This is a genomic window from Caproicibacterium lactatifermentans (genome assembly GCF_013315815.1).
In the GTDB taxonomy this organism is placed as follows: domain Bacteria; phylum Bacillota; class Clostridia; order Oscillospirales; family Acutalibacteraceae; genus Caproicibacterium; species Caproicibacterium lactatifermentans.
In genome coordinates this window covers 1239128-1258168 of the sequence record NZ_CP046051.1, presented here as the reverse complement: position 1 = coordinate 1258168, position 19041 = coordinate 1239128, and the positions used below count along the sequence as shown (strand labels likewise).

General features: G+C 50.5%; 20 protein-coding genes and 2 riboswitches. Of the genes, 4 read left to right on the top strand and 16 right to left on the bottom strand.

The genetic code is table 11. The features are described 5' to 3' along the window. Positions 1-159: 159 nt before the first annotated feature. The 13 genes from GJQ69_RS06145 to GJQ69_RS06085 form a co-directional block, all read right to left on the bottom strand. Positions 160-315 (bottom strand): hypothetical protein, encoded by a 156-nt coding sequence (locus tag GJQ69_RS06145; protein ID WP_157658920.1) that lies wholly within the window; start codon positions 313-315, stop codon positions 160-162. Positions 316-326: 11 nt separating this feature from the next. Then, positions 327-713, bottom strand: coding sequence for a recombinase family protein (locus GJQ69_RS06140; RefSeq protein ID WP_086035579.1), 387 nt, complete (start codon positions 711-713; stop codon positions 327-329). Positions 714-1273: 560 nt separating this feature from the next. Continuing rightward, a complete protein-coding gene (locus tag GJQ69_RS06135) occupies positions 1274-1723 on the bottom strand; it encodes a sigma-70 RNA polymerase sigma factor region 4 domain-containing protein (protein ID WP_086035580.1) in 450 nt (149 codons plus the stop codon). 409 nt (positions 1724-2132) lie between these two features. Continuing rightward, positions 2133-2224, bottom strand: a riboswitch (cyclic di-GMP riboswitch). A 449-nt stretch (positions 2225-2673) separates the two neighbouring features. After that, positions 2674-4422 (bottom strand): arsenical pump-driving ATPase, encoded by a 1749-nt coding sequence (arsA, locus tag GJQ69_RS06130; protein ID WP_086035582.1) that lies wholly within the window; start codon positions 4420-4422, stop codon positions 2674-2676. Between the two features lie 142 nt (positions 4423-4564). Further along, the gene (gene arsD, locus GJQ69_RS06125; protein ID WP_086035583.1) at positions 4565-4957 is read right to left on the bottom strand and encodes an arsenite efflux transporter metallochaperone ArsD; all 393 of its coding nucleotides are present in this window, start codon (positions 4955-4957) and stop codon (positions 4565-4567) included. Positions 4958-4980: 23 nt separating this feature from the next. Next, positions 4981-6057, bottom strand: a complete 1077-nt coding sequence (gene arsB / locus GJQ69_RS06120; RefSeq protein ID WP_086035584.1) for an ACR3 family arsenite efflux transporter — start codon at positions 6055-6057, stop codon at positions 4981-4983. Positions 6058-6093: 36 nt separating this feature from the next. After that, positions 6094-6456 (bottom strand): metalloregulator ArsR/SmtB family transcription factor, encoded by a 363-nt coding sequence (locus GJQ69_RS06115; RefSeq protein ID WP_174193267.1) that lies wholly within the window; start codon positions 6454-6456, stop codon positions 6094-6096. A gap of 122 nt (positions 6457-6578) precedes the next feature. Further along, positions 6579-8222, bottom strand: coding sequence for an FAD-dependent oxidoreductase (locus tag GJQ69_RS06110; RefSeq protein WP_086035586.1), 1644 nt, complete (start codon positions 8220-8222; stop codon positions 6579-6581). After that, a complete protein-coding gene (locus tag GJQ69_RS06105) occupies positions 8210-8539 on the bottom strand; it encodes an ArsR/SmtB family transcription factor (protein WP_086035587.1) in 330 nt (109 codons plus the stop codon). Before GJQ69_RS06105 ends, GJQ69_RS06110 begins: the two co-directional genes overlap by 13 nt. A 179-nt stretch (positions 8540-8718) precedes the next feature. Next, positions 8719-9177: a C-GCAxxG-C-C family protein gene (locus GJQ69_RS06100; protein ID WP_086035588.1), complete on the bottom strand. Its 459-nt coding sequence runs from the start codon at positions 9175-9177 to the stop codon at positions 8719-8721. A 330-nt stretch (positions 9178-9507) separates the two neighbouring features. Further along, complete coding sequence (locus GJQ69_RS06095; RefSeq protein ID WP_066648717.1) at positions 9508-10002, bottom strand: GNAT family N-acetyltransferase; 495 nt, start codon at positions 10000-10002, stop codon at positions 9508-9510. A 14-nt stretch (positions 10003-10016) separates the two neighbouring features. After that, complete coding sequence (arsM, locus tag GJQ69_RS06090; protein WP_086035590.1) at positions 10017-10826, bottom strand: arsenite methyltransferase; 810 nt, start codon at positions 10824-10826, stop codon at positions 10017-10019. Positions 10827-10867: 41 nt separating this feature from the next. Further along, the gene (locus GJQ69_RS06085) at positions 10868-11308 is read right to left on the bottom strand and encodes a MarR family winged helix-turn-helix transcriptional regulator (RefSeq protein ID WP_066648712.1); all 441 of its coding nucleotides are present in this window, start codon (positions 11306-11308) and stop codon (positions 10868-10870) included. 54 nt (positions 11309-11362) lie between these two features. On the opposite strand from GJQ69_RS06085, the gene GJQ69_RS06080 reads away from it, so the two are divergent. Continuing rightward, positions 11363-11731 carry a MerR family transcriptional regulator gene (locus tag GJQ69_RS06080; protein ID WP_157659006.1) on the top strand — a complete coding sequence of 123 codons (369 nt, stop codon included), beginning with the start codon at positions 11363-11365 and terminating at the stop codon, positions 11729-11731. A gap of 175 nt (positions 11732-11906) precedes the next feature. Here the strand turns inward: GJQ69_RS06080 and GJQ69_RS06075 are convergent, their stop codons facing one another. The 3 genes from GJQ69_RS06075 to GJQ69_RS06065 form a co-directional block, all read right to left on the bottom strand. Then, positions 11907-12665 (bottom strand): ABC transporter permease, encoded by a 759-nt coding sequence (locus tag GJQ69_RS06075; protein ID WP_086035592.1) that lies wholly within the window; start codon positions 12663-12665, stop codon positions 11907-11909. Continuing rightward, positions 12662-13327 (bottom strand): ABC transporter ATP-binding protein, encoded by a 666-nt coding sequence (locus GJQ69_RS06070; protein ID WP_338031341.1) that lies wholly within the window; start codon positions 13325-13327, stop codon positions 12662-12664. The genes GJQ69_RS06075 and GJQ69_RS06070 overlap by 4 nt, the downstream gene beginning before the upstream one ends. A 66-nt stretch (positions 13328-13393) precedes the next feature. Further along, entirely contained in the window at positions 13394-14536 is a 1143-nt protein-coding gene (locus tag GJQ69_RS06065; protein WP_236849655.1) for an MFS transporter, read from the bottom strand. Positions 14537-14911: 375 nt separating this feature from the next. Here GJQ69_RS06065 and GJQ69_RS06060 point away from each other — a divergent pair, with 375 nt between their 5' ends. The 3 genes from GJQ69_RS06060 to GJQ69_RS06050 all read left to right on the top strand — a co-directional run bounded on the left by GJQ69_RS06060 (position 14912) and on the right by GJQ69_RS06050 (position 18989). Beyond that, positions 14912-15385: a helix-turn-helix domain-containing protein gene (locus GJQ69_RS06060; RefSeq protein ID WP_086035595.1), complete on the top strand. Its 474-nt coding sequence runs from the start codon at positions 14912-14914 to the stop codon at positions 15383-15385. A 145-nt stretch (positions 15386-15530) separates the two neighbouring features. Beyond that, entirely contained in the window at positions 15531-16142 is a 612-nt protein-coding gene (locus tag GJQ69_RS06055; RefSeq protein ID WP_086035596.1) for a DedA family protein, read from the top strand. A gap of 123 nt (positions 16143-16265) precedes the next feature. Further along, positions 16266-16354, top strand: a riboswitch (NiCo riboswitch). 106 nt (positions 16355-16460) lie between these two features. Next, positions 16461-18989 (top strand): cation-translocating P-type ATPase, encoded by a 2529-nt coding sequence (locus GJQ69_RS06050; RefSeq protein WP_174193265.1) that lies wholly within the window; start codon positions 16461-16463, stop codon positions 18987-18989. Positions 18990-19041: the final 52 nt, after the last annotated feature.

The window sequence follows — 19041 nt, the reverse complement described above, 5'->3', positions numbered from 1 at the left end:
TGTGTGAGAGACCGGACACTTGATTTTATTCAATTGTCAAGGAGCAGTTGGCTTTTTGCCAACGCCATTATCTCACACAAAGCAGGAAAAAGCTATACAAATAGCTGATTTTTCGCATATTGACATTAGAAAAAACCGCCTTTAAATTGTGCTTTGCGTTTATGCTGTCCTAACTACATAAGCATTTATCAAAGCCTTTTTTATGAAATCAGCCGCTTCTTTGTTCGGCTCCGCAGAAAAAAGCAATGTGACAGGTAGTCCATTTACTTGGATTCTTATAGTCTCAGCCCTTCTATCCGGCTGCTTTGCCTTCATAGTGAAGCCTCCTATTCCATGCCCATGGTGAGCTCATGGATTGCATTGATATCTCTGAACAATCTGATTTCTCCTTCCAGCGGTGAATAGAGCTTTATGCCCGACTGCTCCAGCTTCCGGAGAAAATCCAGCGTTTGTGCCGAATCTCTCCCGAGGTGGCTTAGTTGTTTTACTAATAAGACATCCATCCTGTCTTGTTCAGCGGCACGTTCGACTGCAATCAGGCCGGGGCGATTATATTTCAGGCCGCTTCCCAAATCCTCGGAACAGCCAACAATGATGAATCCCAGCTGATCCGCATAGTCATAGAGCTCTTTTTTCTGACCTTTCAACATGCCGTGGGCATCCTCCGGCGCGTCAATGCGGCAGTACAGCCACGCTCTTTTTTTCAGTCCCATTATAATAAAAACCTCCTGTTCCTAAATAATGTGGTTTGACCTCACAAGGGCGCGGCAGGACGCAATTGTCCTGCCGTGTAGTTTCTAAGGTCAAACGATTTGCTTGTTCTTCATTTCAATTTAGTGCTTCTATTCGGCACTGTTTCCCGAAGCGAGGGCGGCAACATAAATGGTTTGCCGGTTAAGCAAACACCATAGGGATTTCACCTCTCCGTGGTTCTCACCGAGCCGCCCCCATTGCGTGATCCCGCTTTCAAGCGGGGCTGTGGCTGGACGGAAGTAGCGTTGGCACTGTCCGTTTCATTGCGAAACAACCCACCACGGGCTGCTTTATAACCGGGCTTTGCCGCTCGTCGCCTTCGATGCCATCGGTTTGACGGATGTCTGTCACCCATCCGCAGGTAGTCTTGGCGCACCCGTCAATGTCGCTGCCGCTCATCACGGCCGGACAGATCATGTATTTATGCTGCCGGATATGAAATTTTCAAAGAGCAATGAGGGAAGAGTAAAACCCCCTCACTTATTTCCACGTTGAGCGAGGGGGTTGAGCGGAAAAGTTTTCACTTTTCCATAAGTTTTTTTAATTTCGCCAGGACTTTTGCCTTTCTATCGTGAATTGTCCGCTGCGCGATCCCGGTTTCTCTGGATAGCTGGCGCTCGCTCTTATCCATAAAAAAGAGAGCCGTGATCAACTCCTGTTCTTCCGGGGCGAGATGTTTGAGGCAGGCCAGCATTTTCCCGATCAGCACCGTCTTGATCGCGGCATCCTCAACACTTTCAATCTCGGTGACAAACTGTCTGTTTTCCTCCAGAAGCCGCTCGTAGGAGTCCTCCCGGCTTGGAATGTATGTAACGGTCCCACTGCCATAATCAATCCTGCACCGTTCGACTTTGATGTCGTACTGCTGGTATTCCATCAGGCGGTCGCTTTTCTCCAGAACCCCGATAATTTCTTTGCTTACATCGGAATATTTATCCCGGTAATTTGTTTTTCTCCGATACTTTGCCATAAGCTTGTCCTCCATTTCGTGATTGTTGAAATTCGGAAATGAAGAACAAGCGGAGGGGATCGGCAATGTCGATTCGACACGCTTCTACAAAAAGAAAAGAGCTTAAAATCGAAACTGTTCTTTAGCGGTCGAGGCGGGGCTTTTGTTGTCGAAAATAAAAAATCAGCACTTTGCCCGGGACGGCAAAGTGCTGATTTTTGAATATATTCAGTTAATGGAGGCGAGTGTGTACGGGATTCGCCGTCTTTATTTCAACCTCCGGAAAAGGAAGAAGTAAAGAATACTCATGGATTCCCCTTTCACCAAGGGACATAGCAGAGCCATGAATGATCTATGTTCAAATTATCCGTCAGAAGCTATAAAAACGATGAAAGCCTGCCCGTAAAAGGGCAAGCTTTCAAGTGTGACTTCCGGCAGCCAGGCTGTCATAGCGCACTTTTACGCACTTTAGACCCTATGGCTTTGCGTCCTCATCGTTAAATGGGTTTGCCCTTGGTTTGACTATTTTGTTTTTAACTTTTTTCGGTTTGCATTTCTTCGGATTTTTGGCAACCAACACAAACCAGCCGTTTTCCATATGATAAGCACATGTGTGGACTTACAAGGGGTGGGAGATGACCGGCAAGCAATGCATCGTGGGACCCACGATGCCCATTCCCCAATTTTTCGCTTCCGCGAAAACCGGGAAATTGCTTGTTGGTGGCAGCGCCCCCAATCCCCTTTAAATGCACAATAAATTGTGCGGCTGCGCGTCCCTCGGACGCTAAAAGGGTCCAGTTCATCTTTTACTGTTCCTCTTCTTTTTTCGGTGATAAGATATACCAGATCATTTAGAAAAGGGATGAAGGGGAATGTCGATAGAAACGCAGGTAGCCTGTTTCAACTCTTGTCGAAATAGGGCCCTGCGTAAAAACATTTTTTACCAAGATTATAAAGCGGCTTACCAGTATTTACAGCTTCAGCAACTCGTCACCTTTTATCTCATTTGCTTTCCAGCCAATAACAGCAAAATTTCCTTTTGAATGGCCCGAAACCTTGTTGATCCATTCAATTTCGTTGTTTACCTTCGCGGAAAGGACACGGTTTGTTGTACCGGTCCGGTAAAAGGAAGAGTTGATGACCCACCATTTCGCTTCTATGCCGGCGCGCCTTAAATCTTCCTCAAGGCGCAGTGCTTCATAGACAGGTGTATCCTCGGCCAAAGTTACGATGACGACCTCGGTTTCGTTAGGGTCGCGGAGGCGGGGCAGAAGTTTTTTTGCGGATTCGGGGATTTCGCCTTGGGAGCGTTTGATCTCCTGATTGTAGCTTTGTGTGGAATCCAGCAGCAAAAGGGTATGTCCTGTCGGAGCGGTGTCAATCACCACAGTCCGGTCTTCCGCTTTTTCCACAATCTCGGCAAAGGCCCGGAAAACCGCGATTTCCTGCGTGCAGGGGGAACGCAGATCCTCCTGAATATAGGCGACATCATCAGCGGACAGGGTCTTTCTCGCTTTGGAAAGCACTTCGTCCTGATATTTTTTCAGTTCGGCGCGCTCGTCGATACGGCTCATGGTGATGCCGCTGGATTCGTCGATCACGGATTCCAGATGCCCTGCCGGATCCGTGGTGGCCAGATGGACCTTCCTGCCTCTTTTTGAAAGGCCCAGGGCGATTGCGGCCGCAACGGTGGTTTTCCCGACGCCGCCCTTTCCCATGGTGAAGATGACTTTTTTATCGGCGCAGTACAGGTCGTTGATGACATCCTGAAGGCATGGAATCGTTTTGGCCTTGATTTTTTCGCTGCGGGTCTGACTGCAGGCCTGATACCGGTCCCGGGTCAGAAAAGCCCTGACATTGTCAATTCCGGTGATGTTATAAGCCCGGAGCGGAATCCGGTATGCGGCCAGTTTTTTCAAGCCTTGCGGGATGTCATGAAGCGCATCCTGCTGTTTCCGATACAGGCTTTCGGAAACGCTGTCATCATAGGAAGTCAGCACACCGTTGATCACCAGTGCCTGATTTTTGATTCCGATCTCCGCCAGTTCTCTGGATGCCCGTTCCGCTTCTTTCAAAGGCGCTTCTTCCGGACGTGAAACAAGAATCAGCGTCGTCAGCTTTCCATCGGACAGTGTTTCAACGGCTTTTTTGTAAACTGCTTTTTTACTTTCCAATCCCGAAAGCTGACCTAAACAGGAAGCCCCGTGTGTGTTTTCGCTGATGAAATTACTCCACGCAGACGGCAGTTGCAACATCCGGAGGGTATGCCCTGTCGGGGCGGTATCGAACAGGATATGGTCATATTCTTTCTGCATCGTTTCGTCCGTGATGAACTTTGAAAACTCGTTGAACGCGGCAATCTCCACCGTACACGAACCGGAGAGCTGTTCCTCCATATTTCTGATTACAACATCGGGCAGCTTGCCGCGATAAGGACCGATGACACTTTCTCTGTATTCCGCCGCCGCCTGGACAGGGTCGAGGTTGCAAACGATCAGATTGGGCACCCCCCGAATCACCACACCCTTGTTCGTAAGTTCGGTATGAAAAACATCCTGCAAATTTGAGGCGGGGTCCGTGCTGATTAAAAGGACCTTTTTTCCGCTATCCGCAAGGGTAACGGCCGTAGCACACGCCGTCGATGTTTTTCCAACTCCACCTTTTCCCGTGTAAAATAGATATTTTGTCAATCTGATCGATTGTGGATTAAAATTCTCCATGATGATAACCTCCAATTTTCGATAAAAAGAAGGAGCATTCTCGTCCCTTGTGAAAAATTCACAACATTAATTTGGGAAGATATGCTCCTATCATCTTGTTAGAAGTGCCAAATCTCTTTCTCAGCAGAAAGTATGAACCAAATCAGCAGCACTTTCCTCCCGAGCAACCGCATCCGCCCGACCTTCTCGGAGTGACCTTGACAGTCTTCGGCTTTCCGCCGAACAGAGTTTCCGGAACGCCGAGCAGGTTGGCAAACTCTTCATTGGTCGGATACCGGCCTGCAATCACGATTTCTCCATCCAAAACAGTGACGGGCAGCCCATCAACGCCCTTTGTGTTGATAAAGTGGTTGACTGCCTTATCGTTTACAAACTGCTGCGGAGCGTTGGACAAATTGAACCGTTCAACATTGATCCCGTTTTTCTTGAGCGTGTTCAGCACGGTGGAAACCCTGAGCAGTTCGGGGTCGACCCCAACTCCGCAAAGGCCGGTTGAGCAGCACATAGCGGGTTCAAAGATTTGCATTTTTTTCATATCAAACATCTCCTAAAATAAAATTAGTTGTGAACGGCAGGTTTAGAATGCCAGCCTTTGTAATACCAGTCTTTGGTTTTCGTAATGATTCTGACAAGCATCAGCATCACAGGGACTTCCGTAAGGACGCCGACGGTGCAAGCCAGCACGACTGGCGAGTTTGGGCCGAACAGCGAGATTGCTACCGCGACTGAAAGTTCAAAGAAGTCGGAAGCGGCAATCAGGGATGCCGGCGCCGCTATATTGTGCGGCTGTTTTGTCCATTTGCACAGCAAATAGGTAAACGTAGAGGAGATAAGATTCTGGAGGATCAGCGGTACGGCAATCATCAGAACATAAAGCGGTTTTTCCAAGAGAATGTTGCCTTGGAATGAAAAAATGATGATTAAAGTCAGCAGCAGGCCCAGCGTCGTTACATTGTCAAACTTGGAAACGAATTTTTCATTGAAAGCCGTTTCTCCCATTTTTTTGATCATTGTAACTCGTGTAACAGCGCCGCCGACCAAGGGGACCACGACGAAAAGCACGACTGAGAAAACAAGGGTATTCCAGGGGATCTGAACGTTGTTTACGCCGAGCAGGAAAGAAACCAGTGGGACAAACAGAACAAGAATCAGCAGATCATTGACCGAAACCTGTACAAGGGTGTGCGCCGGGTCGCCTTTGGCGAGATTGCTCCAGACAAACACCATCGCAGTGCAGGGAGCCGTCCCCAACAGGACCGCGCCTGTAACAAAATTTTGCGCCAGGGCGGCGGGGATAAAGGCGCTGAATACGATTTTAAGAAAGAGAGTCGCCAGCCCCAGCATCAGGAATGGTTTGATCGCCCAACTGCTCCCGCTCGATATGAGGATACCGAGGGGATGCTTTCCCACGTTTTTGATGGATTGGAAATTGATCTTCAGCATCATGGGATAAATCATGATCCAGATCAGAATCGCGATCGGAATATTCTGTTGCGCGTACTGAAGTTTTTCCAGAAATGCAGGAATTACCGGCAGAAATTTACTGATCAGAATGCCCGCCGCCATACAGAGAAGCACCCAAACCGTCAGATATTTCTCAAAGAAACCAATGCCTTGTGTTTTTTCATCACTCATCAATCATTGCCCCCAAATTAGCGTAAATATTTGGACTCACAGTTTTTTAAGCCCTTGTTGTGGAGTGATACAATCACATAGATTTTGACTATCATACTTTTTATATGCCTCCTGATCGGCCTGATAGGTCGGAAGTTCTTTTAAGCCGTCCTGGAGATAGCCCAAAAGTTTAGCATTTTCCTGCTTAAATTGGTCATTGATCCGATAATAAGTCCATTGCGCTTTTTTAAAGCTGTCGAGAATGCCGCACTGTTTCAACGCCGTGAGATGTCTGGACGCGTTCGACTGCGACAGGTTTAGCACCGCTTCGATCTCACAGACGCACATTTCACATTCCAAAAGAAGGGATAGGATTCTGAGTCTGTTTTCTTCCGACAGGGCCCTAAAAATTTCAACCATTCATTTCACCTTCTTTGCGTACCTACGATGGTTTCTGTAACCGGCGATTATATTATTGAATGCTCATATACGCATATTATATGTTCTCGTTGACCATTTGTTACAAGAACAAAATAACCGATTTATTTCTCTGAATGTATTTTGCAGTAATGCTTATATCCTCCCGAGAGGTTATATACTTTTTGAAATCCGTCGTTGATCAGGATGTTCTGCGCCGCGTTTCCGGTCACGCCCTTATTGCAGTAGGTAACCGTGATAACGTCCCGATCCAGCGCCTCAGCCGTGGCTCTTACTTGGGCATGGGGGACACTTTTCGCGGTTTCGATATGTCCCTGTTCATATTGCGCGGCAGCTCTGGCGTCGATCAACGTATAGGGTTTCCCAGACTGCATCAGGGTATCGAGCTCCTGCGCCGTGATCAGCGATCTGCCTCTGTGAATGGCGTTGTCCAGGATCATGCCGGTGTACATCACCGAATCCTTTGTGGTGGAAAACGGCGGGGCATAGGCCAGATCGAGATGGAAAAGGTCTTCCGCCTTCGCCTTGAAGGTAATCGCTGTCACAAACACGTCGATTCTCTTGTCCACGCCCTCATATCCGACAATCTGCGCACCCAGGAGCCTGCCGCTCACGCGGTCGGCGATTCCCTTGATGACCATTTCCCGGCCGCCCATGTATTCCGGCCTGTTGGGCTTGATGTTGTGGCAAACCTGGACTTGATAACCCAAAGCAAGCGCCTCATGTTCGGAAAGGCCGGTCTGCGCTACCGTCATATCAAATATTTTGAAGATTCCGGTACCGAGGATGCCTCTGAATTCCAGATCACCGCCCGTCATGCTGTCACCTGCGATTCTGCCGGTCTTGTTGGCCGTAGAACCCAGCGGCCGGTAAACTGGTTTCCCCGTCACCGCATGAAACTGCTCGATACAGTCGCCGCAGGCATAGATGTCCGGCTGGCTGGTTTGCATCTTTGTGTTCACACGGATCGCACCGGAAACGCCAAGCTCAATCTCCGCCGCTTTGGCCAATGCCGTGTTGGGGCGGACCCCGGCGGAGATCAGAACCAGATCCGCAGGAATCTCTTTGCCATCCGATAGGATGACACCGCTTTCCGTGATCTCCGTAATAGAAACGCCTGTCAGGACAGGGACGCCGTTCTTTTCGATATAGTCCTGCACATAGACCGCCATGTCGCTGTCGAGCCCCGGTGTTACTTGCGGCAGCTTTTCCAGCAGAATCACTTCCAAGCCGAGCTTTTTCAGATTTTCACAGACTTCCAGTCCGATGAAGCCCGTCCCGATGATCGCCGCACGCTTCGGGCTGTTTCCGTCGATATAAGCCTTGATGCGGTTCATGTCGTTGATATTGCGCAAGGTAAAGACGTGCCGTCCGTCCACGCCCTTGATCGGCGGAACAAACGCCTGCGCGCCGGTTGCGATCACCAGCTTGTCATACGAATCGGGAAACACCTCTCCGGTCGTAAGGTTTTTGACTTTCAGAACCTTTCGATCGGGGTCAATCGAGAGAACTTCATGGCGGGTTAAAATATCCACATTGTATTTGCTTTTGAAAAACGCGGGATCGCGTGGGGTGAGTTCATCTGCGTTTCCGACTTCGCCGCCGATGTAATAGGGCATACCACAGCCGGAATAAGAAATAAAGCTGTCCTTGTCATAGACGACGATTTCGGCGCTTTCGCTGTTCCTTCTTGCTTTTGCCGCTGCGGAAGTTCCGGCGGCAACTGCACCTATGATTATGATTCGCATTTTCCTGCCTCCTCGACATTATTACAGATACAATCCCGATGTTCCGATGTGATTCCGTCCCAGAAATTTTTTATGGCAGTAACTTTTTTGTCGTTGATCGTATACCTCATCCAGGCTCCTTCGCGCCTGCCGTTCACAAGGCCGCAATCCGTCAGGATTTTCATGTGGTAGGAAAGGGTAGGCTGCGTGATCTTGAAGGATTCCAGAATGTCACAGGCGCACATTTCGCCGCAGGAAAGCATCTCGACGATCTTCAGCCGCGTTTCGTCGGACAGCGCCTTAAACACCGGGGCATATTCCGCGTGGGAATATCTCATTTTCTGTACGCCTCCCAGTTCTGCATTAAGATAGACATGCATCGATTTCATTCAAATTCATCTATATTATATACTTATATCGATGAATGTCAATATGTCGGAGAAAAAATTTTATAAAATAGAACCCAAGGCGGCAAGCTGTTTCTGCAGCCTTGGGTTTAATTTAGTTCAGTTCCAAGTTACCCATTGCTTTTTACTGGTGCTGACTTACTTTCCCTCTCTAAAATATCAGTTAATATTTCTACAGCACCTCTGACATATTGCTCACAGAGCTGATGATGCTCCGGTTCTCCCCATTTTACTGATCTCGTCAGCACACGGCAGCAGGTAGCTTTATATCTTTTTTTAAACTCATTATGCAATTCCTGAGTTAAGGAAAACACCTCATCTACATTGCCTTCTGTACTTGTTCTGCCTTTCACGGCGCTTAAAACCATCACTGCACCTGTCAGCGAGCCGCAGCAGCATTTCGACGCACCTAAACCTGCGCCAAATCCGGTTGCCATTTTTATGGCAGTGTCATTCAATCCCAGGCCAAGCTCCTTATTAAAAACCTGAAGAATTGCTTCCGAACAATAGAGCCCATTTCTGAATAGATCAACGGCTTGGGTGGCCAACACTTCTTTTTGTAATGTCATTGCTATTGCTCCCCTCTAAATTAAAGTAATCAGATATGTAATATACAGTATAAAGTCAATATTCAATATCTTTAAATCGAAAAATCGAATTTATAAATATTTTTAGAACTGGTAAATGCCTGACAAGAAAAGGAGCTTCACGAATTTTGTTCGTGAAGCCGCCTTCTGACTAATTCGACGATTTCGGAAATCTCCTGCTCCAGCATTCCATCCGGCAATATTCCTCATAATCGGAGTTGCTTTCCCTTGGAGTTACCGCGACGATGATCAGTAAAGTTATGAAAAGAAGAACCATTTTATGCCACTGCTTTCTACTTGAAATAGATTGATTCAGCCAACAGCTTTGCTTCTGCGCTCCATTAAAACGACGTCATGCCATTTTTCATTTGACATCTGTCCTAATCTTTCTCTGAAGCCAAGCTCCCGAAACTCGCATTTCTGATGTAATTCTCGGCTGTGGGTATTTTCTTTGATGATTCCGGCTTGCAAAGACCAGAAACCTTCTTTTTCCGACTGCTGAATTAAATTTTTCAGGAGTTTAGTTCCTATGCCCTGATGTTTATATTCCGGATCGATGTATATGCTGACTTCGGCTACTCCCGCATAGACACATCTGCTGGAGGTTGGGGATAAAGCTGCCCATCCCAAAATCACATCATTGAATCGTGCAACAAAACGGCAGGAATTCAGATGGCTTTGATCCCACTCCTTCCAGCTTGGAACGTCTCTTTGGAAAGTTGCGATCCCGGTTTTGATGCCTGCCGAATAGATGGTAGAAACCTGAGGCCAGTCGGCCGGTTCCATCTTCTCAATCGTAAAGTCCATTTCAAAGCCTTTCTCTATTTATATGCCTTTACATGTGCGCCCGCAAAAGCACCGTCCAAGGCATCTTCGTTTAGGTGGGAGCAAATCTCACCAAGTTCCTTTTCTTCCGCAATACTTCGGATGATTTCTTTTGTATAGATATTGACAGGCGTAATTTCTACGTTTGTAAAGCCGACTTTTTTCAGAATTCGTTCATATTCTGCGACGCTCAATGCCCCGGAAATGCAGCCGACCCACATTTGGACGCTTTTGCGAATCTCATCCGGAACGGCTTTCAGTTCAACAATATCAGCAATCGCAAGTCTTCCGCCCTTTTTCAAGACCCGATAAGCCTCTCTCAGAGCGACTTCCTTGTTCTCAGTCAGGTTGATTACACAGTTCGATGTAACAACGTCAACAGATTCGTCTGGCAGTGGAATATTCTCAATGTATCCTTTAATAAATTCAACATTTTTCGCGCCGATCTTCTCCTTATTGCGATTCGCCAGTTCCAGCATTTCGTCGGTCATATCCAATCCATAGGCTTTGCCTGTTTCGCCCACAAATTTTGCGGAAATCAGCACGTCTATCCCGCCGCCGCTGCCCAAATCCAGCACCGTTTCACCCTTTTGCAGGTTTGCAAGGGCAACCGGATTCGCGCAGCCCAACGAGGCCCGGATCGCTTCTTCCGGCAATCCGGCAACATATTCTACGGAATACAGATCATTCGATATATCACCGCAGCAAGACCCGCCACCGCAACAGGAACTTTTTGCGGTTTCAGACACTTTTTTTGCAATATCGCCGTAATGCTCCTTGATTTCTTCCCGAATGTTCTTCGACATAAAGATAGCCTCCTTAAAATTAGCAATAAAATCATTTCCGATTAACAGCATTTGTTGCGTTGCGCCGCGTCCGCCAGGAGCTTCAAGCTTTCCAGCACCTGACTTCTTTTATCCTCTGGAATGGAACCGAATATCCCTTTGTAGTAGCTCTCCATGCTTTTTTCAATATTCCGGAATACATCTTTGCCCTTTTCTGTCAACTGAATTGTAACATATCTCCTGTTTTCAGCATCCAGTTCCCGCACCGCTAAATCCGCTTCCACAAGGTTATTGACAGTCCGGCTCATGGTACTTTTGTCCACGCCCAATAAGTCGGCAAGGTCCACCAGTGATATTTTTTCTTTCCGGCCAATTTCGACAATGGCGTGACATTGCGTGATCGTAACGCCGCAGCAAGAGGCATCGCCTTTTTCCAGGATGCCTAAGTTCCTTACAAGCACCCGGATCAGCTCTCTCAGGATTGCGCTCCCTTGGTCAATCATTTCATCACCTCGTGCATATTCTATCATACAACAGTTGTATATTGCAATAGTTAAATAAAAATATTTGCCTACGTTGGGGGTAGGGAGTGGGAGCCAGCTTGCTACCTCTGCCGGCAAAAGACTATCTGCGGCGGCGTCCGGCGTTTTTCGGAAGAAGACCTGGAGTGGCTTGGTCTGGTTTTTTGCCTGAAAAACACCGGAATGCCAATCAAAAAGATCAGGGAATTCGTCGATCTGAGCCGCAGGGCGGAGCAGACTCTGCCTCAGCGCTGCGAAATTCTAATGGCACATAAAAGGGATGTGGAAGGTCGCATCGCCTCCATGAAAAAGCAATTGGCCAAAGTGAACCAGAAAATTCAATGTTTCAGTTCCCAGTCCAAGGCTTTCTGTGTCAGCGGTAAAACCCAAAGGCCGTTGGTTTAAATTCTGCCTCCGCAACCAAACAGAAGGGGCTGTTGCAAAATAGCCCCTTTTCCTATGTCCGGGGCAAAGGCGAAAAATTGCTTTTTGCCCCATACCCGGCAAAAAGCGGCCCTTTTGCGGCGATTCTGCCCCACACGCTGGAGCAGTCCGCGAGGGGCCGTTTATTTTAAAAGCGCTACAGCAGTTGCTTTCTCTCATTGAAGAAGGTCCGGTAAGAGAGAAAGCAGGCCATAAATGAGGAAATCGCCGTCGTAGACAGCAGCATGAAGGTTACCATGATCTGGTACCGGATTGCCATGAGCGGGGATATGCCGGCAAGGATCAGCCCCGTCATCATGCCGGGAAGGGAGACGATGCCCAGCGTCTTCGTGGAGTCGATGGTGGGAACCATCCCCGTGCGGATCGAGTCCCGGAGGATATCCATCGAAGCCGGAAGAAGATCCGCGCCCAGTGAAAGCTTGATTTCCACCTCGTTCCTCCGGCTTTTGAAATCGCCTGTGAGCTGCCGGTAGCACAGGCCGATGGCGACCATGGCGTTGCTGATGATCATGCCGCTGATCGGAATGATCTGGTTCGCCTCGTACCGCACCGCGCCGGAGAGCACCAGAACGGAAAGCGTGGCGCCTGCGCCGACCAAAATGGAAAGGAAAGAAATCAGAATTCCGTTTTTGATCCCTTTTCCCCGCTTGGCCGCGTTCAAGGCCGCGTTGAAGGTCATGAAGAGCACAATCAGCGTCGTGACGGCCGGGTTGCGGAGTCCAAAGATAAATTGAAGGACATATCCCACCGCAAAGAGCTGGATGACCGCCCGGATCACGCTGATGAGGGTCTCTTTTTCCAGCCTGAGTTTCTGAAAATAGGAAAACAGCAGGGAAACGAGAACTAACGAAGACGCCATCAGAAGAGAGGCGTCGCTGATATTCGCACCGTTCATTTGATTTCCTCCAGGGATTGAATTCGGCCGTTTTCCAGAGTCAGCAGCCGGTCGGCGTATTTCCGGCTCTGGGCGGCGTTGTGGGTGACCCACAGGACCGTGACGCCCTTCCGGTTCAGCCGCAGGATTTCTTTTTCGATCAGCTCCGTGTTCTCGGCGTCGAGCGCGGAGGTCACTTCGTCCAGCAGTAATATTTCCGGCTCGAAAAGCAGGGTGCGGATCAGGGAGATCCGCTGTTTTTCCCCTCCCGACAGCCCTTTGACCTCATGCGAGAGGTAGCTTTCGTCCAGATGGAAGCGGGCGAACAGCGAAACGATCTTTTCCCGGTCGATCTTCCGGTCCCTGACGCGGTAGGGGAACGCGACGTTGTCTTCCACCGTATTCCCCCAGAGGATCGGTTCCTGAAAGCAATAGCTGATTTTTTTCCGCAGTCCGATCGGGTCTTCCTGAAGCATATCCTTTCCATGGAAGAAGATTTTTCCTTCCGTCGGGCTGATCAGATGGCAGCACAGCCGTAAAAAGGTACTCTTCCCGCTTCCGGAAGGGCCGACGATGGAGACAAAGTCGCCGGCTGAAAACTGTGCCGAAACGCCTTTGAGAATCTCTTTTCCGCCCTGCCGGTAGGAAACATCCCGGAATGTGAGCTGTTCCAATGCTTTCACCTCAAGATCAAGATTTTCCGCGGCCGCGGCGGCCGCTTTTTCTGAAGATTTCCTCCTGTTCCGGCTTCAATCCGGACGGTCCGCCGCTTTCCGCCCTTTCCCGGAGCGGAGGATGACGGCGATCAGCAGCGCGGAGACGATGCCCAGAACGCCGCCAATCATGGAGGAGAGCAGGAGGCCGAAGCCTTGCAGCATGCCGTAGATGCCGAGCACGGTCCCCTGATAGTCCGCCGGCGACGCTTCCGCGATCAACGCCCGTTCCGCTCCGCTGATAAAGGCGGTGTAAGCGCCGTAGGCGACAAACAGAATCAGCAGGGAAACCTTCGACGTCAGCAGGGCGAACCCCAGATAGACCAGGCCGTAGATCAGATAGCCGGGAATCAGGATTCTGCTTCTGCCGAACCGGTCCGACAGCCGGCCGGCCGGGATCGCCAGGATTGACGCGGAAACGCTGAAAATCAGATAGAGCAGCATCACCTCGGAGGTGGAAAACCCGCGCGACTGCGCCTTGAGCAGCAAAAAGACGTTGGACGAGTTGCCGAGGCAGAAAAGGAAGAGGACGGCAAAATACCATTTCAGCCTCGCGTCCAGCTTCAGGCCCCGCAAGGCCAGCCTCCGCCGGTTTGGGGCGGCTCCCTTTTCTTCCCGGATCAGCGGGATGATCGTCACGGCGACAACGCCCGGAATGACGGACCAGAGAAACGCCGCGCGATATTTCATTCCGAAGGCGATAAACAGGAAAGCGAAAAGGGCCCCGAGGGAGGACCCCGCCATATCGAGCATCTTATGTAGACCGTAGGAACCGCCCAGTTTTCCTTTTTCGCTCGACTGCGCCACCAGGGCGTCGCGCGGTGCGGTCCGGATCCCCTTGCCGGTGCGGTCGATCACCCGCGCCGCCAGCACGCCGCCCCACGAGCCGGCTATCAGAAGGACGAACTTATAGAGCACGGAAGCGGAATACCCGAGGAAAGCCAACCGTTTTTTATTTTGATACCGATCTCCGATGTAGCCGCTCGCCACTTTCAGAAGGGAAGCGACGCTTTCCGCAACGCCTTCGATCACGCCGACAATGGCCGGCGTCGCCCCGAGAACCGCCGTCAGGTAAAGAGGAATGATCGGGTAGATCATTTCCGTACTCATATCCATAAAAAAGCTGACCAGCCCGATCAGAAAAATGTTGGAAACCGCGGCTGTCCTTTTTTTCAACAAACGAACGCCTCCCCGTCTTTATGATGCTCTGTCAAAAAGCCGGCCGCGCCGGCGCGATCCGCCGTCATGCCGCCGTGAAAACAAAGAATTACAAATTTATCTTATGATAGCGCAAACATTGAATAAAGTCAACACAGAACGGAATATAATCATATGATAAGCGTACTTAGTGCCAATATCAATTACAATAGCGGAAAATTGAAAGAGCAAAGCCGACTTGTCCGCCGAAGATGCCGGAAAGGCGTTGGAAATAATCGAAAAGGCCGTCATAGTACTGTTAAATTCTTTTATAATGAATTTAATTTCCGTTCTGCTTGCCATTTTAAATTGGAAGTATTATAATATTTCCGCAGACGGTTCAGGAGGAGGAACAACATGGACAACGACATCTTAAATCTGAGTCAGGCATCGGAATTTTTGGGGATCAGCGAGAAGACGCTGATCAAGCTGCTCCGGGAGGAGCACATCCCCGCCCGGAAAATCGGCCGCGAATGGCGCTTCAGCCGGGAAGCGCTGGTCCGCTGGCTCGCCGCCGGGGATTCGACGAACTATATCAACCAAAACGAGCGGTACATGGTTTCCGAGGACACGCCCGGCAGGTCCCCCGACCTGCTCGACGGCATCGGAAGCAGGCTGGACTTTCTGCGAAAAAACGGAAACCGGATCCAGGCGCTGCTGCCGGAGCTCGGCAGGGACGTCACGATCCCGCGGGAAGCCACTCTGCGCGTCAGCTACAAGCAGCAGCGGGAGATCGAAAAGCTGGAGTTCAAAATTTTCTGGAGCCTGCGCGAGGAATGCAAACTGGAAGCAAATCAGAAATTCAAAGCGATTCCTCAAAAGAAAGATTGATAATACACCCGCCCGAGCTGCGCAAATAGCTGTCCTGCCGCGACTGCGCCGGCGCCGGCGCCGCCGTATTCCCGCCGGCCGATTCTCTTTGAAACGGCAGACAAACAAAGAGTAAAAACCCGGATTTTTGAAAAGGGAGTCAAAAATGCAGGAATGGGTCATCAATATCATGAATCAGTATGGATACGTGGGGATAGCACTGCTGATTGCAATCGAGAACCTGTTTCCTCCCATTCCTTCCGAGCTGATCCTGACTTTCGGCGGCTTCATGACCACTTACACCAGCATGAACATCTGGATCGTAGCCTTGTCCGCCACCATCGGGTCGGTGGCCGGGGCAATCGTCCTTTACGGTGTCGGACAGCTGCTTCCGGCCGAGAAAATGGACAGGTTCATCGGGAAATGGGGACATGTCCTCGGGCTGAAAAAAGGGGATGTGGAACGGGCGGATAACTGGTTTAATCGGCGCGGTGCCTCCACCGTCTTTTTTTGCCGGTTTATTCCATTAGTCCGAAGCCTCATCTCCATCCCCGCGGGGATGGCGCGGATGCGCAGAGGCAGGTTCCTTTTGTACACCACCCTCGGCTCCGCAATTTGGAATGTGGTTCTGGTGACTCTGGGCGCTTTTGCCGGAGCCGGGTGGGAACGCGTCAGCCAATCGATGAATCTCTATACCTACATTGCACTCACCGTGCTGGCCGTTGCCGTAGTCGGTTTTATCATTTGGCTTTCTAAAAAGAGGAAAAACAAACAATAGATTTTCCCTCAGGCGCCGCCGAAAAATTCATGGTGTGAATCTTATATTTTTGTTTTTAATCACTTGACGCTTGTAAACGAATATGATAGAATGTCTTTCATCTCTTTGCGCTGCATTTGATCTACAGTACAAACTGAGCAGGCGATAAACCCGAAATGGGTTTATGGGGCTGGGCCTTACGGCAACAGGGAATCGGAACCTGTGGGACAGTATGTTGTCCCACGGGTATTTTTATACCCTTTTGGGACTGCAGCTGGGTCTTTGCAATGCCATAGAGCTGTCGCATAAATGCTGAAATGCATGATGGAGGTAACTTTTATGACAGAACAAAAGAACACCGCAAATCCAACCGGCCTGACGACGGCAGAAGCCGAGGAGCGTCAAAAACAGTTCGGCAGAAACGAATTGATTCCTAAAAAGAAGAAGAATCTTTTTCGGGAGATTTTAAAAGCCTTGTCGGAACCCATGTTTCTGCTGCTTATCGTGACGGCGGTCATCTATTTTCTGCTGGGTGAGCCGCGCGACGGAGCGGTTATGCTGATTTTTGTGTTGGGCATGATCAGCATCGATGTGGTTCAGGGCTGGAAAACCGACAAGACCCTGAACGCCTTAAAAGATCTCGCGGCGCCGCGCATTACGGTGCTGCGGGACGGAGCGGAGCGGCGAATCGACAGCGCCAATCTTGTCCCGGGAGATATCATGCTGATTGCCGAAGGCGACAAGATCCCGGCGGACGGGGAGATCCTTCAGGCGAATGATCTGTGCGTCGACGAGTCGTCCATGACGGGCGAAGCGGAAGGCGTTTGGAAGGTCGCGCTCGGGACCGCCGATACAGACGGCGGGCACTGGCGGCGCGATTTCTGCTACGCGGGGACGCTTGTGACGCAGGGGAGCGCGCTGGTCCGCGTGAAGCGAATCGGAAAAGCCACCGAGTTCGGAAAAATCGGCGTGAATGTCGCCGGCGCGCCGGAAGCCCCGTCGCCGCTTCAGAGGCAGACCCGCGGGCTCGTGAAGCTCTGCGCGGCCATCGCGGCGGTCCTGTTCGTATTGGTAGGCTGTTTCACCTGGCTGAATATCCCGGACCACCAATTTACCGACAGACTGATTGAAAGCATCCTTTCCGGCGTCACGCTCGCCATGGCCATGATCCCGGAAGAGTTCCCGGTTATTTTAACAGTCTTCCTTTCCATGGGCGCATGGCGGCTTGCAAAAAGGCATTCGCTTATGCGCAGGCTGGCTTCTGTGGAAACGCTCGGCGCCGTGTCGGTTCTTTGCGTGGATAAGACCGGCACCATTACGACGAACCGGATGACCGTATGCGAAACGTGGGCGAACGAAGGCAAAGAGCGGGACCTCTGCGCGGTTATGGGGATGGCCTGTGAACCGGACGCATATGACCCTATGGAAAAGGCCATGATTTCGTATTGTGAAGGCAGGGGCCTGTCCAGGGATTTCCTGTTCGGCGGCAGGCTGATTCGGGAATATTCCTTCACTCATGAGGCAAAAATGATGGGCCATGTCTGGCGGCGCGGCAATGAAATCCTGATCGCCGCGAAAGGCTCGCCGGAAAAGATCCTCGCTTCATGTAATCTCAATTCGGACGAACGGGACAAAGCGCAGGAAAAAGCCGCCGGTATGGCGGCACGCGGGCTCCGCGTGATCGCGGTTGGCAGAATGGAAGTTGGAACAGCGGGCGAAGTTCCCGCTTCTTTGGCTCAGTGCCGCCTTCAGTTCTGCGGATTGGTTGGCCTTGCGGATCCTCCGAGGGAATCCGTAAAAGCGGATATCCTCCGCTGCAGGAAGGCAGGCGTCCGCGTTGTGATGATTACCGGCGACAACGGCATCACGGCAGGCGCGATTGCGAAGCAGATTGGCATGCCATGCGGGGAATCCGTCACTGGCGACGAGATCGACCGGATGACGGATGAGAAACTTCAGAAACGTGTCCGTTCCGTCAGCATTTTTTCCCGCGTCGTCCCGGAGCATAAGATGCGCATCGTGAAGGCTTTCAAGGCAAACGGCGAGATCGTGGCAATGACGGGCGACGGGGTCAACGACGCCCCCGCGCTCAAATATGCCGATATCGGCATCGCGATGGGAAAGCGCGGTTCGGAGGTGTCCCGCGAAGCCGCCGATCTCATCCTGCTTGACGATAATTTTTCGACGATTGTGGATACCATCAGGGACGGCAGGCGGATTTACGACAACATCAAAAAAGCGGTCGGATATGTGTTCACGATTCACATTCCAATCGCGTTTTCCTGTCTGCTGGCCCCTCTTCTGAAAGTAAATCCGGCGAACCTTATGTTACTGCCCGTCCATGTCGTCCTTTTGGAACTGATTATCGACCCGACCTGCTCCATCATTTTTGAACGACAGCCCGCGGAACAGAATGTGATGGAACGCGATCCCCGTGATCCGAAAGAAAAACTGATGAGAGCGAAAGGTCTCTTCAGAAGCATTCTGCAGGGGCTGACGGTTTTTGCCTCTTCTTTTGGAACCTATTATACGGTTCTTATGGCGGATCCGGCCGTAAACGCTCCGGTTGCCCGTGCGATGGGCCTTTCCATTATTTTTCTAAGCAATATACTTTTGGTTCTGGTCAACAGTTCCCAAACGAATTTTGCATTCCAGTCATTCCACCGTCTGATCAAAGACAAGGTGATGTGGGCGGCCTTTGCGGGAACCATTTTCATGCTTGTCCTGCTCTTATACACTCCGCTTTCAGCCTTTGTGAAGCTGGCTCCGCTGACCGGACCGGAAGCGATCGCCGTAATCGTAATGTCGGCGGCGTCGGTACTTTGGGTCGAAATCGTAAAACTTGTAAAACATCTGAGAAAGAAGTAACAGGAAAATCAGAACGGCCGTGACATCTCCGATGGATTTCACGGCCGTTCAA

Bases quoted from the DNA above. Each gene is read 5' to 3' on its own strand.
- GJQ69_RS06145 (WP_157658920.1), bottom strand. From the start codon at position 315: ATGAAGGCAAAGCAGCCGGATAGAAGGGCTGAGACTATAAGAATCCAA.
- GJQ69_RS06100 (WP_086035588.1), bottom strand. From the start codon at position 9,177: ATGACATTACAAAAAGAAGTGTTGGCCACCCAAGCCGTTGATCTATTC.
- GJQ69_RS06105 (WP_086035587.1), bottom strand. From the start codon at position 8,539: ATGAGATATTCCCACGCGGAATATGCCCCGGTGTTTAAGGCGCTGTCC.
- GJQ69_RS06060 (WP_086035595.1), top strand. From the start codon at position 14,912: ATGGACAACGACATCTTAAATCTGAGTCAGGCATCGGAATTTTTGGGG.
- GJQ69_RS06140 (WP_086035579.1), bottom strand. From the start codon at position 713: ATGGGACTGAAAAAAAGAGCGTGGCTGTACTGCCGCATTGACGCGCCG.
- GJQ69_RS06110 (WP_086035586.1), bottom strand. From the start codon at position 8,222: ATGCGAATCATAATCATAGGTGCAGTTGCCGCCGGAACTTCCGCAGCG.
- GJQ69_RS06075 (WP_086035592.1), bottom strand. From the start codon at position 12,665: ATGAACGGTGCGAATATCAGCGACGCCTCTCTTCTGATGGCGTCTTCG.
- GJQ69_RS06135 (WP_086035580.1), bottom strand. From the start codon at position 1,723: ATGGCAAAGTATCGGAGAAAAACAAATTACCGGGATAAATATTCCGAT.
- arsB (WP_086035584.1), bottom strand. From the start codon at position 6,057: ATGAGTGATGAAAAAACACAAGGCATTGGTTTCTTTGAGAAATATCTG.
- arsD (WP_086035583.1), bottom strand. From the start codon at position 4,957: ATGAAAAAAATGCAAATCTTTGAACCCGCTATGTGCTGCTCAACCGGC.
- arsM (WP_086035590.1), bottom strand. From the start codon at position 10,826: ATGTCGAAGAACATTCGGGAAGAAATCAAGGAGCATTACGGCGATATT.
- GJQ69_RS06115 (WP_174193267.1), bottom strand. From the start codon at position 6,456: ATGGTTGAAATTTTTAGGGCCCTGTCGGAAGAAAACAGACTCAGAATC.
- GJQ69_RS06085 (WP_066648712.1), bottom strand. From the start codon at position 11,308: ATGATTGACCAAGGGAGCGCAATCCTGAGAGAGCTGATCCGGGTGCTT.
- GJQ69_RS06055 (WP_086035596.1), top strand. From the start codon at position 15,531: ATGCAGGAATGGGTCATCAATATCATGAATCAGTATGGATACGTGGGG.
- arsA (WP_086035582.1), bottom strand. From the start codon at position 4,422: ATGGAGAATTTTAATCCACAATCGATCAGATTGACAAAATATCTATTT.
- GJQ69_RS06095 (WP_066648717.1), bottom strand. From the start codon at position 10,002: ATGGACTTTACGATTGAGAAGATGGAACCGGCCGACTGGCCTCAGGTT.
- GJQ69_RS06050 (WP_174193265.1), top strand. From the start codon at position 16,461: ATGACAGAACAAAAGAACACCGCAAATCCAACCGGCCTGACGACGGCA.